The 12,472-nt window shown below is 64.7% G+C and carries 9 protein-coding genes; all 9 read right to left on the reverse strand.

Annotated elements, in window-relative coordinates; translation table 11 throughout:
• Window position 1: 1 nt before the first annotated feature.
• Window positions 2-1,255: a type VI secretion system baseplate subunit TssK gene (gene tssK / locus Q664_RS44465; protein WP_043411148.1), complete on the reverse strand. Its 1,254-nt coding sequence runs from the start codon at window positions 1,253-1,255 to the stop codon at window positions 2-4.
• 254 nt (window positions 1,256-1,509) lie between these two features.
• A complete protein-coding gene (locus Q664_RS44470; RefSeq protein ID WP_235217123.1) occupies window positions 1,510-2,058 on the reverse strand; it encodes a hypothetical protein in 549 nt (182 codons plus the stop codon).
• Between the two features lie 74 nt (window positions 2,059-2,132).
• Window positions 2,133-3,626: a type VI secretion system contractile sheath large subunit gene (tssC, locus tag Q664_RS44475; RefSeq protein WP_043411153.1), complete on the reverse strand. Its 1,494-nt coding sequence runs from the start codon at window positions 3,624-3,626 to the stop codon at window positions 2,133-2,135.
• A gap of 42 nt (window positions 3,627-3,668) precedes the next feature.
• Window positions 3,669-4,244 (reverse strand): type VI secretion system contractile sheath small subunit, encoded by a 576-nt coding sequence (gene tssB, locus Q664_RS44480; protein WP_043411157.1) that lies wholly within the window; start codon window positions 4,242-4,244, stop codon window positions 3,669-3,671.
• Window positions 4,245-4,384: 140 nt separating this feature from the next.
• Window positions 4,385-5,254: a hypothetical protein gene (locus tag Q664_RS44485; RefSeq protein WP_043411159.1), complete on the reverse strand. Its 870-nt coding sequence runs from the start codon at window positions 5,252-5,254 to the stop codon at window positions 4,385-4,387.
• 4 nt (window positions 5,255-5,258) lie between these two features.
• Window positions 5,259-6,278 carry a type VI secretion system protein IglI family protein gene (locus Q664_RS44490; RefSeq protein ID WP_043411162.1) on the reverse strand — a complete coding sequence of 340 codons (1,020 nt, stop codon included), beginning with the start codon at window positions 6,276-6,278 and terminating at the stop codon, window positions 5,259-5,261.
• A complete protein-coding gene (locus Q664_RS44495; protein WP_043411168.1) occupies window positions 6,271-6,657 on the reverse strand; it encodes a DUF4280 domain-containing protein in 387 nt (128 codons plus the stop codon). Before Q664_RS44495 ends, Q664_RS44490 begins: the two co-directional genes overlap by 8 nt.
• A gap of 39 nt (window positions 6,658-6,696) precedes the next feature.
• Window positions 6,697-8,376 carry an acyl-CoA synthetase family protein gene (locus tag Q664_RS44500; protein WP_043411172.1) on the reverse strand — a complete coding sequence of 560 codons (1,680 nt, stop codon included), beginning with the start codon at window positions 8,374-8,376 and terminating at the stop codon, window positions 6,697-6,699.
• Between the two features lie 4 nt (window positions 8,377-8,380).
• Window positions 8,381-12,463 (reverse strand): choice-of-anchor D domain-containing protein, encoded by a 4,083-nt coding sequence (locus Q664_RS44505; RefSeq protein WP_043411175.1) that lies wholly within the window; start codon window positions 12,461-12,463, stop codon window positions 8,381-8,383.
• Window positions 12,464-12,472 lie beyond the last annotated feature (9 nt).

Genomic DNA, 12,472 nt, shown 5'->3' on the forward strand with positions numbered 1-12,472 from the left:
CTCAAGCCCTGCGCCAGAAGAGGAAGACCTGCGTGCCCTGAAGCGCCGGGGTGACGTAGAAGGCGATGCCGTTGTCGCGCAGGGCGTACTGCCACTCCTCGCCGAGCGTGAGCTTGTACCAGGAGATCTCCGGCCCGAAGGCGTGGGGGAAGGCGGGGTGCGGCACGTGCTGGAAGGGGATGCCGCGCAGCGCCATCCGGCGCACCACGGGCAGACGGGAGGGGCTCGCCACCTTCACCCCCTCCAGGCTGGGTGGCTGGCTGGGGTCCTCGCTGCGCACCAGCAGGTACATCTCGCTCTGCATCCCCTCCTCCAACGTGGGCAGGGGGGTGAGGATGAACTGCCCTTCCCGGCAATCGAACGGCTTGTACGTGAGCCGCGTGTCCTCGGGACGGAACGCGCGGTTGAGCAGCTGCATCCAGCCCCACAGCCCCTCGCCCAGGTTGTCATGGCTGTAGGTGGGCATGGAGTCCGCGGGCTCCAGCTCCAGGTAGCAGCAGACCTCGAAGTAGAACCGGCGCAGGGCGTCGAAGAAGTGGTACGGGTGGGGGCAGATGCCCACGCGCATGTCGTCGCGCATGGCCTGAAGGCGCCGCACCTCGAGCAGCGTCCGGCGGGCGCTGGCGAGCCGCTCGCTGCGCTGGTAGCTGTCCAGCAGGAGCGTGCGCAGCTGGCCATGGGCCTTCTCCAGCAACGAGTCCAGCTCGAAGAGCAGCTCGTTGAGGAAGGGGTTGGGACCCACCAGCAACAACGGCGGAACCTTCCGGGACGAGGGACGCCAGGCGCCCCGGAGATCCTTGGAGAAGGCCACCAGCTCCATGGAGGAGAGGGCCCGGTCCACGGACTGCTCGCTGGAGAGCTGCAACCGGCGCAGCACGCGCTGCACGTTGGGCGGCTCATCCGCGTAGAGCGGCACGCCCTCGGTGCCCCGCGTGTCCTCCAGCAGGTGGAGGAAGACGGTGGCCTCCGCGCGGCCGGTGGCCTCCAGCGACAGGGAGGAGAGAGACGCATTGCCCGGCACGTCCACCAGGAAGCCTCCCGGCATGACGGCGGTCAACGACGAGATGGAGAGACTGCCTTCCGCCAGGAGGGCCTCGCTCCAGGCCAGGGAAGCAATACCGATCTGAGGCAGCCCGGAGAGTTCGGCATGCAGCTTCGCCTCAGCCGAGAGGGCTTCGTCCTGGGCGCGAAAGTGCTCGGGAAGGATCGTCTGGCCGACCTGCCACCGGACCCTGGCGAGCTTGTGGCGCTGCATGGCATCGATTCCTGGTGTGAAGTAGCCAGGAGGGCGTCCCGGTGATGCCCCCCACGGCCTGGCGACGTTCCGGGTCTGGCCCCTGAACGGGTGAAACACCTGCTCCAGCATCCGCTTGACTGCTCGGAGACGATGAGGGGCACCCGCTGCTCCCGGAGCGGGAGTTCAACGTGTGCCCCACATCGGCACTGCCCCCGCAGCGGGCTTCCCCGCTGCCAGGAGCTCGAAGAATGGCTGGGGTGCGACGCCCGGCACTACTCGTTGGTGATGCCCCACAGCTTGGAGACGTTCTTGGCGGCGGCGGTGGCCAGGTGCACCGTCTGCTCCTCGGGCTGCGGCTTGATGCCGACCTGGAGGGTGAAGTTCTCCGGAGACTGCACCTCGGAGGACGGCTCGTTGCCCACCGTCAGGTTCAGCGACCGCCCGTTCTTCTCGAGGATGCCCTTGAGCTCGGGCTCGCTCCAGTTGGACTTGAAGTACTTCTTGGCCTTCGGGTCGTACTCGTAGATCACGTAGCTGAACACGACCTCCATGTTGGTCCAGTCGGAGAGCAGCTTCGCGGAGAGCTCGTTCTTGTTCGCCTCGGAGACCTGCATCGACAGGTACATGGAGTCCGTGGTGCGCGTCTCCCACATGTAGTGGCTGAGCACGCCAACCACCTTGCTGCCGATGTTCTGCCCCGGCTGCTCCGGATCCTTGATGCTCGCCTGATCGGCGTTCAGCTCGACATCGCCCAGCTTCAGCTTGGTGACGAAGCCCACCGAGGCCTGCTCGGTCTTGCTGAAGTTGAAGCCCTGAGACACGTCCAGGGAACGCGAAAAGGTAGTTCCAGACATTTTTCCCTCTTTCTTGGATGGGGACTACGATGGAAACCCGGTCATCCCAGGCGCGACTCCAACATCAACTCCACGTTGAGACCCTCGAACTGGATGTGCGGCAGCACGGCCACCTTGCAATCATACCACCCAATCTCCCCGGCGCGTGCTTCGACTTGCACGTTGATCGCCTTGAAGGGGAAGCGCCGCAGCGTCACATCGTCCGGGTTCGTCACCGTGGTGACGTACCCCGTCAGCCAGGACTCCAGCTGCCGCTGCACGTAGCCCGCATCGGCGGTGCTGCCGATGTTGTCGCGCTGGATGCTCTTCACGTAGTGGGCGAGCCGGGTGATGGAGAAGGTGTAGGCCAGGTTGGTGACGAGCTGCGCGTTCTCCGAGTCCTTGGGGTCCTTGAACTTCTTGGCCTGCTTGATGGACTGGGTGCTGAAGAAGGCCGCCTCGCCGGTGGACTTGCGGTACACCAGGGGGATGAAGCCGTTACGGGCGAACTCGTACTCCCGGTAGTCGGGGATGGCGATCTCCACCGGCGCCTGGATCATGTTCTGCCCGCGCATGGTGAAGCTGTCCACCGGCAGGCCCGTGACGAGACCGCCGCTCTTGGGGCCGCGGATGGACTGGCACCAGCCGGACAGCTCGAAGGCCTTCACCAGGTTACGGCCCATGAGATAGGCCGTGTTGCCCCACAGGTACTTCTTCGAGTCGCCCTGGGCCTGCTCCTTGAAGTTGAGCACGTCGCAGGGGTTGCGCTCGGGATCCCACGGCAGGCGCACCACGTAGCGCGGCAGCGTCAGCCCGATGTAGGCGGCCTCCTCCTTGTCGCGCAGCTCGTGCCACTTGCTGTAGCGCGGGTGGCTCAGCACGCCGTCCAGGTTCTTGAGCGACTCGAGCTGCTCGACGGTGTCGCAGTCGAAGAACTTGGGGCTGGCGGAGGCGATGAACGGGCAGTGCGCGGCGTTGGCCACCGTGCCCATGCGCTCCAGCCAGGTGAGGTCCGAGCGCGAGGCGGTGAAGTCGTACAGACCCAGCATGACGCCGTAGGGACGGCCACCGAACTGGTCGTACTCCTTGATGTAGATCTTGTCGAACAGGGCGCTGGAGAAGAGGCTGCTCGAGTTCTTCTCGAAGTCCTCGGCCAGCTCGTCCTTGGCCACATCCAGGATGTCGATGGTGATGTCGGCCTGGAAGTTGGTGTTGTTGACGAGATCCTCGAGACCGCGCCAGACGGACTCCAGCTGCTGGAACTTCTCGTGATGGAGGATCTCGTTGAGCTGCCCCTCGATGAGCTCGTCGATGTGCGCGACGGCCTTGAGCACCTCGCCCTTGTCGAAGCGGATCTGCCCCGCCTCGTCCTGGACGGGCTCGACGTTGTAGAGCAGCGCCGCCAGGGAGGACATGAAGCGCTCGTCACCCGGGACCTGCACCTCATTGAAGGAGACAGGGACCAGGCCGGTGCCAATCATCGGCTGGGCGCTGGTGGGCATGTCGAGCCCGCGGACCTTGAACAGCTCATTCAGGTAGTTTTTTTCGACGGCCATGGGAAGAAGGTTCCTCGGCGTGGAGAAGGGTGCGTGGAGAACTCAGGCCTTGGCGGCCGAGGTGCCAGCGGCGAGCGCGGGCTGATCGGACTTCGGCAGGGCTTGCTTGGGCAGGCGCATGGACGCGTAGCTCTTGAGCTGGTCGCTCTCGAGCACCTTCTGCAGCTGCTCCTTGTTGGAGAACAGCTCGTAGAGCGTGCGCCGCAGCTCCTTGCGGTTGTCGATGTCCGACTGCATCTCCATCAGGAGCTTGCGCAGCAGCAGCAGGGCCTTGAGCTTGGGCACCTGGTGGACGATCTCGTCCGGGTGGAAGGACTTCATGCGATCGATGGGCAGCGCGATCTGCATCTTCCCCTCGCCGTCCGCGCTGATCTTGTCGTCCACCTCGAACGAGATGGACATCCCCATGTCCTTCATCAGCTCGTTGATGTTGGAGCCGGTGACCGAGCGCATGGTGCGCTCTTCCAGGTCCAGCTGCCGATCCTTGGAGCTCCCCTGCGAGAAATCACCCAGGACCACGACGCGGAAGGGCAGCTTCACGTCCTCCTGCTGGCCGTTGATCTTGGTACGATAGACGAGCGTGATGCGAGACTTGGGCAGCTTGTCCTGAATGGGCACGGCTTCTCCTTACACCGAGCGATCTGCGTCCTCTGGAAGCCCCTGCGACTCCCCCACCACCGCAGGACACAGCCGACTGCGTTCTAGTCCGACAGTTTAGAAAGAAGCGATTACAAGGGTCAAGGGAGGTGCCCCCCGCGTCAAGAGCTGCCAGGCGACGAAGAACGCGACGTGTCTCCCGAAAACAAGAGGACGTGTCGGGTCTCGACTGGAGCGCCGTGTAGGGGATCGTAGCCGAGATGGCTCTGATTCTCGATGCGCAGGAAACCCTCTTGATCTCGCAGCACGAGAATGACGGTGAGCATCAGCACCGTCTCGGAGAGCAGCGGCAGCAGCTCCGTCTCGAGGCGGCGGCGGGCCTCGATGGCCCAGGGGACGCCGCTGCTGCAGATGGGCTCGTCGCAGAAGATCTTCACCTCCATCCCACCGGTGGGGATGGAAGCGAAGCCACCCATGGCCCCGCCCTCACCGAGCGCGCTGGCGCCCAGCCGCATCTCGGGCGCGGCGACCTTCTGCTGGCGCACGTCGCGGCGCACCGACACCTCCGGCTCGGGGAAGACCTTGCGGAAGAGCCAATGCAGGGTGCTCTGACAGGTGGGGCGCAGCAGGCGCAACCGGTCCTTCGCCGCCTCCGGCCACCCGGGCAGCAGGGCCCCCTCGCGCTCCGGGTACAGCCCGGCGAAGCACTCACGCAACAACTGGTGATCGAAGAAGCCGATGAAGCGCTCGAGCCGATCATGATCGAGCTGATCCATCGTCTGCATCATGAAGGACGGCAGCGGGGATTGCGCGCTGAGCAGTCCCACGTTCACCGTGATGACGATGCGCTTGCGCGGCTGGTGGATGAACTGGATGTCGTGCACCAGGTGGGACTGGTACACGGTGGTGCGATGACTGCGGTATTCGATCTCCGCGTCGCCGTAGCCGGACGCACTCAGCACGTCCAGCAGCGCCGGGACATCGAAGCCGCGGATGCGCTCGCGGATGCGCCGCTCGAGCGCCACGTCCATGGCGCTACTCCCCTTCCCCTTCCGGCCCCTCCCCCTGCGCGAGGAAGGCCTCCAGGTCCACCCTGTAGAGCTGCTCCAGCGCGCGGAAGGACAGCGTCTCGGTGCTCTGCAACATGGGCTCCACCTGCTCCGCGTTCATGCTCAGCCCAGCGAAGAATCGGGAGAAGATCGCGGGCAGATACACGCGCGGATCGAAGTGCTCCACCACGTTCAGCACGTCGGCCGCCACCACGCTGGCACGCTGGAAGTCCTGGCGCGCGACGAGGGTGTCGAACGCGGCCAGCTTGAGCATCAACTGGGCCAGCGCGGGTGACACCGGCATGGTGGGACCGGCGGACGCGGACACGGAGCGCGCGGACGCGGCGGGCCGCGACTGCGCCTCGGGCTCCTCCTCCTCGGGCTCGTCGGCGGGCTCCGGCTCGGGCTCTTCCAACGATTCCGGGGCGGGCAGCGACCGCAGGTGGTTCTCCAGCCACTGGGTGAGGCGGCGGAACGGGGCTTCACAGCCGTTGCGCGGCATCACCCTGCCGAACGCGGAGAAGATCTCCTCGCTGAGCGTGAGGGCCTGCTCCAGGGACTCGCGGTTGGTGGGGGCGCTCCAACGCTGCCACGTCTCGTCCTTGAGGCGCTCGTGGTGCTCGAGGTGCTTGTTGAGCACCTTGAGCATCCAGCGCAGGCCTCCATCGGCGAAGACGTCCCTGCGATCACGGGGCCCGAAGTACTGCCAGTTGATCAGCAGCGTACGGGAGAGCCCCTGGAAGACGGTGGGCATCGCCTCCAGTCCCCCCTCGATGAAGAGGCCGAGGAGGTAGGGGCCCACGAGCCGCACGTCGTAGAGGCCCTGGCGCAGCAGCGCCTCGGCGGCCCGCGCCGCATCGAGGTAGGCGCTCTTGGACACCAGGCTGTTGACCTTCTCCAGCTGATCATCCGAACTCTCGAGGTCTGGCGCCTCGGCATCCAGGAGCTTGTCCAGGAGGTTGGGCTGGAGGGGAGGAGGAGGAAGGGACTTCGCGGACTCAGCCATCTTGCACCGTGAACTGACCAGGGGAGACGACCTGGATGACGCCGCCCCAGTTGCACATGAGTTTGCAGTTGCTGTCCAAGGCCGGCATGTTGCCGATCAGCAGCTTGGGGCAACCGGGAGCCCAGGGAGCCGCCGTGGCGGGCACGCACGGCATGGGCGTGAGCACCCCCATGGCCGCCGCGGTCGCCGCGGCCACGGTGGGGTTGGCCATGGACATGCACATGCCGAAAGGCATGATGTTCAGCATGGGCTTGTTGTCCATGATGTTGGCCGCGGGCGTCGTGGCCAGGATCTTGTTGGTGGGCAGCACCACCATCGACGAAGGGGCCGCTCCGAAACTGCACTGCAGCATGGCCCCCATGACAACCTGGACTCCCATGGCGCACTCCGTGGCGAAGGTTCGCGCGGCGCACCATCGTCACACACCCTGCCCTCCTTTTTCCAGCAGGTGTCCACGCAGCGCGGTCAGGGACTGGAAGAGCGGATCCGAGCTCTTCCGGTGCAGCGCACCCGTCAGGTACTGCGTGAGGCACCAGGCCTCGTCCACCTGCCCGTCCACCTTGCGAGGATAGAGGGGGATGAACTCGGTCCGGTCGGGCAGGTACTCCGCTCCGAGCTGGAGCTCGAGGCAGCGGCGGACCTCCTGCAACCAGACGTTCGTCTGCGGGGCCTGGGCTCCCGTGAAGACGAGCAGCACGTAGCGGTAGTGGCCGGCCACGCCACCCGTGGGGGCAGGCACCACGGCGGCACCCCGCACGAAGGCCAGCTCCTGCACGACCTCGGCCACTTCGGCGGTGGGATAGACGCGCCCTTCCCTCCTCGCCGTACGCGGTCCCCCGTAATGGAACAGGCCATAGGAGCGCGTGAGGACCAGGTAGGCGGGCGGCCGCTCCTCGTCCGGCAGCAGGGTGAAGACGCCCAGATCTCCCGGGGCCTCCTGGCCGCTCATGTTGACGTCGTGCAGCACCCAGCGGCGTCCCGGAGCGGGAGGCGTCTCTGTGTGCACATCCCTCACCCGCCGCGGGGAGACGAGCACCGAGCCCCCCGCGGATGCATCCACCAGCACGTTGGAGGATGGGACGGAGGACAGCCCACATTGCTTGACCCAGGCGCGCCAGGACTGCCAGTCGATGGGCTCCTCGGGGTTGCGGAACCAGTGGGCTACGTTCTTGAGCTGCGTGCGGGTGCGCAACAGCACGTCGCGCAGCGCCGGGGTGACACCGAGCGCACGCACGGGGTGCTCGGTGAGCAGCGCGGGGTTGGCCTCGATGTCCGGCAGCTCGAGGTGGAGGTACGTGGCCCCGCGCAGCAGCGTGGTGAGGAGAAAGGACGGCAGGTGCTGAAGCGGGTGATAGCCGGGCGCGGCCAGATGCTCCTCGGGACCGACACCGAACGTGAGCAACCCGTCCACCAGCGCCCCACGCCAGGCGTCCTCGGCGAGGAGCGGAGCCGGCGTGCCGGGAGGTTCCACCAGGGGCGAGAAGAGCAGGCCCACCGGCTCGGCCGGCTTGTAGGTGTGCGACGTGAATGCGGGAGCGGCCTGCCCCTGGTTGTTGAGCAGCTTCTTCTCGAAGCCCTCCAGCAGGAGCACCTGGTGTGGCTCGGTGGCGACGTGATCCGGCGCGAGCGTGGCCAGACGGCGTGAGATGAAGCGCCGGCCCTGGGGAGGCAGGAAGCTGATGCAGGCGCCCAGGCCCAGGGCGGCCGCGAGCGAGACGAGCAATTCCTTTCCGACAGAATAGAAAAGGCACACCTTGGCGCCGGCCTTGACGCCCTGCCGGGCCCACTCGGTGGCCCGCCGCGAGGCCTGCTCGTGCAACTGGCGGTAGCTCAGCACCTGCCAGCCGTTCCTCCGATCGTAGCAGCGCAGGGCCAGGCGGTCCGTGTTGCCGTGACGGACGACGAGGTCGTGGAAGAAATCGTAGTGCTGGCCCGCGCGGCTCTTGAGGGGGGCGCCGCGGCCCACATGGGCCACGGCCAACGCGGCGGCGAACCCCTCCGGATCTTCCCAGCTCTGCTGCTGCCAGACCGGCACCCCCGTGTCCGCGGGGGTGCCCGTCTCGAGCTGCTCGAGCATCTTCCTGACGTCGAAGCTCATCCGGCTACTCGCGCTTCCGCCGCCGCGAGCCCAGGCCCACCAGCGCCAGGAGCATCAGCATTCCCGCGCTTCCCGCCTCGGTGCTGCCGCAGGCACAGCCTCCCCCAGACCCCGTCAGGATGCGGCCAATCCCCTTCACGGAGATCTGCACCTCGGGCTCGGCAATGTCCTGCAACCGCACCTGCACCTCGTCCTCGACCTCACCCGCCTTGTCGGGATCAAACGTCACCGTGAAGGTAGCGCTCCCCTCTGGCGGAATGCTTCCTGTCAGGCCACTCGTCCCCAGGACGAAAGGAGAATCATCGAGCGCTTTCATCGTCACCACGACATTCTGCGGCTGGGGCGACTTGTTGGTGATGGTGACTGTTTTGGTCTGCGCGGGTGCCTTGGCATCCACCCGGCCGAAATCCAGGCTGGCCACGTCCGCACTGAGGACGCGTCTGGTTGCCTTGCCCTGCATCTTGAACACCACCGCCCGAGGCTTCAGCGGCGAGCTCGTACCAAAGTACAGCTCGGTCTCGGACGTGGACTCCACCGTCGGCTGGTATTTCACCTTCTTGATGACGGGCTCGCCGGGATTGAGCACCAGACCCTCCAGGGAGGCCCAATCGAAGAGGAAGGGCTCGCCATTGCTGTAGATCACCTCTGGCCTCAGAAGGGTGATCGGATCGCTGCTCAAGTTCATGAGCGTGATCGGCTCTTCTCGCATGCCTGTCCCAGCACGCACACCACCAAAGTCCAGCGGTGACGGGTTGATGGAGAGCACCTTGGGAATTCCCTTGCCACGCAAAGGAACCTCTATCGGCGAAGACAGTTGGGCGAAGAAGATCTTCAGCACGCTATTCACATCGGCCTGAGCCCGCGGCCTGAAGGTCACATTCAGGGGGAACGGCGTGCCGCGAACCAGCTCAACCGACGTTGGCAACGTCGCTGGAGTGAACTGCGCGGCATCCGTCCCAACGACGGTGACACCTGTGAGACTGATGCGACTGTCCGTGTTGTTGGAGATATGAAGGGTTCGCGGGAGCGACGTGTTGTCCACGAGTTGCTGTCCGAAATCCAGTTCCGACTCCACCGAGACGGGATCCCGGACTCCCACACCAACGATGGGCACCAGTACACGCGGTACGCTCGTGCTGCTGGGCACCGCGAGCAACTGGGCCGAGGCCAATGGTTGCGCCTCGGTCGGCGAGAACGTCACGAACAACGTCTCGCTTGCCTTGGGCGCGAGAGGAATGGGTACAGCAGAATGCGTCAACTTGAACGTCTCGCCCGTCTGGCTCAACGTTATGTTGTCGATGGAGACCGAACCATTGCCTTCATTGGTGATCTTGATCTGGGCCGTGGAGGAGGACCCCAGCAGGACTCCTTCAATGTTCAGGATGGGCGGATCCACCACCAGAACGGGCGAAGTCCCCTCACCCGACACGTCGAACCTGACAGTCTTGGCATTCGAAGTGATGACGGCCCTGGCCTCCCGGAGGCCCACCGCCGTCGGGGAGAACTTCAGTTCGACAGGGACGACGTCACCGGCATCCACCGACAGCGTGAAGAGCGTGCCCCCGTCGGCACTGCGGCCAACACCGAAATCCGACGCCATGTCATCGGTGCCCGCTGTCCCACCATCCAGGACGGTCTTCTTGTCGAAGGAGATGTCATAGATCTGCAGCGTCCTCACCCCCTTGTTCCTGATGGACAACGACTGGGAATTGACCCCGCCCACATTGGTCTTGTTGAAGGTGACACTCGGACGGAGCAACTCCACCTCCGCGCCCTCGCCCGTGCCCGTCACCGTCAGATTGTGTTTGGGATTGAGCGCGGAATCGGTCAGGATGACGAGATTCGCGCTCTGATAGCCGTTCACGAGCGGCCTGAATGCGACGAAGAACTCGTGCACATCCACCAACCCAGGCCTCAGCGTCATCCCGCTATTGAATCCCGTGATGATGAAGGGATTCTCCTCCGTTGAGTTCTCGATCGTCGCACTCACGAGCGTCAGCGGGGCATCTCCCCCGTTTCTCACCCGCACTGCCACCTTCGCGGAGGAAGACCCGACCTCCATTCCCCCGAAGTTGATATCCGTGGGAGACACGTTGCTGAGCCCATCGATTCCTGTTCCGCTCAAGGTCAGCGGCGGGACCGAGTCGATGGCATTGCTGAGAATCGTCAGGCTGCCATCCACGGGGCTGCGCACCGAGGGGGTGAAGATCACGTCGAGAGCACGCGTTCCTCCCTCCTTGGGTACCACCAGGGGTGACTCCGGAGAAGGGAGCGACATGGAGGGTGAGATGTCAAAATCACGTGTGAAGACGAGTCCCTGGATCTTGAGATCGGCCTTGCCATCATTCGTGATGAACACTCGCTGGGGAAGACTGGGGCTCCCCACGCGCTGATTACCGAAAGCAAGGGCTGATGAGGACAACCTGAGCCGGGCGGCAACGCCATTACCAATCAGGGGGAGTTCCACCGGATTGTTGACTGCGTTCGAGTTGATGACGAGGGTCGCGGAGGACTCGGCGTTCTGCGTCGGCGAGAAGGCCACCGGGAACTGGACGTACCCACCATCGGGCGCAATGTCCACGAGCGTGCTCGGGCCGCGATATTCGAAAGGAGCGCTGGAAACAGCGGTACCTCCATCCGCCAGCTTGGTGACGACCTTGGCGCTCGTCAGATCGAGCGGAGCTCCTCCGATGTTCGTGAGCCGCACCAGCTCCTGCTTCGTGCTGTTGACCTCCACGTTTCCGAAATCGAGTGCAGTCTGGCCAGGCTGGCTGGGAAGAGAAATCTGCACCTTCGCCTCGGTGCCCCTGCCCAAAAGCGTCAACGTATGTGCGTTGTGGGTAGCAGAGCTTTCGATGATGATGATGCCATTCGCATCCCCCGTTCTGCTGGGAGTAAACCGTACCTTGAGAGGGTAACCTGGACTGCCAGGATTGAGCACCACCGGCGTGGAGAGCCCCACCACGCTGAACTGGCCATCCGAGCTGAATGAGACCCGCTGGAGCGTGATGGCGACCGGGGTTTCGTTCGTGAAGGTGACCTGCTGCTCTCCAGGCGTTCCTCCTACACGAACGTTACCGAAGTCGATGGTGGTGGGGGACACCCCGAGCGAAGTCTCTCCATTACCAGACAGGTTGACGGTAACCGTGGAATTGAGCGGGTCGTTGGTATCGAAGGTGACGCTCCCAGTGACCGCGCCCTGTGCGGTAGGGCGGAACGTGACCGCAAGCGTTCTCTCCCTGTCGTCATCCGTCAGGTTGAACGGATCCGTCGAGTCGAGCGCGAAGGGTCCACTCACGCGAACGGAAGTGATGCGAAGGGTACCACTCCCCAGGTTGCTCACCTTCACTGGCGTGGACGCGCTGACACTCCCCACAGGCTGTAAACCAAAGGCGTGTGACGTGGGCGCCACCTGGACGGCGGGCCTGACTCCCCTACCACTGACCTGGGCCTGGCTCTCGAGGAAGTCCGGGTCCGCACTGGTGAGTTTGATGGTGGCAGAAACAGCAGCTGGCATCTCGGAGAGAGGCTTGAACTTCACCGTCAGCGGCAGGTCTCCCGGAGCGAGTGTGTACGGAGTTGCCGGAGGAGAAACGAGCGTAAAGGCCGAGTCCCCCTCGATGGAGATCTTGGAGAAGGTGATGGGGCCGGTACCGGTGTTGCGCACCGTCACCGTGCCCGTGGTGACGTCGGAGCCCACGTAGGTTTCGCCAATGTCGAGTCCGCCAACCGGAGCAAACACGATGTTTGGCTTTACTCCCCTGCCCCTGAGTGTATAGGGGGTGCTGGCGAAGGCCGTGTCCGCACTGTTGAAACTCAGGGTGCCCGTAACGGATGCGGACATCAAGGCGACAGGCTTGAACTTCACCGTCACCTGCTCCTGTCCCCCGTTGGCCGCCAGCGTGAAGGCTCCGCTCGGCTTGGTCACGATCGAGAAGGACGAGTCCCCCGACAGGGTGACGGAATCGATGGTGATGTCGCTGGACCCATCATTGCGGATCGTCACCAGTTGCGTGGGCTCGGTGTTCACTCGCACGTTGCCGAAGTCGTGCCCGCCAGCCGGATCAAACACGAGGTTGGGATTCACCCCTCTGCC

The sequence above is a fragment of the Archangium violaceum Cb vi76 genome (genome assembly GCF_000733295.1).
Classification (GTDB): domain Bacteria; phylum Myxococcota; class Myxococcia; order Myxococcales; family Myxococcaceae; genus Archangium; species Archangium violaceum.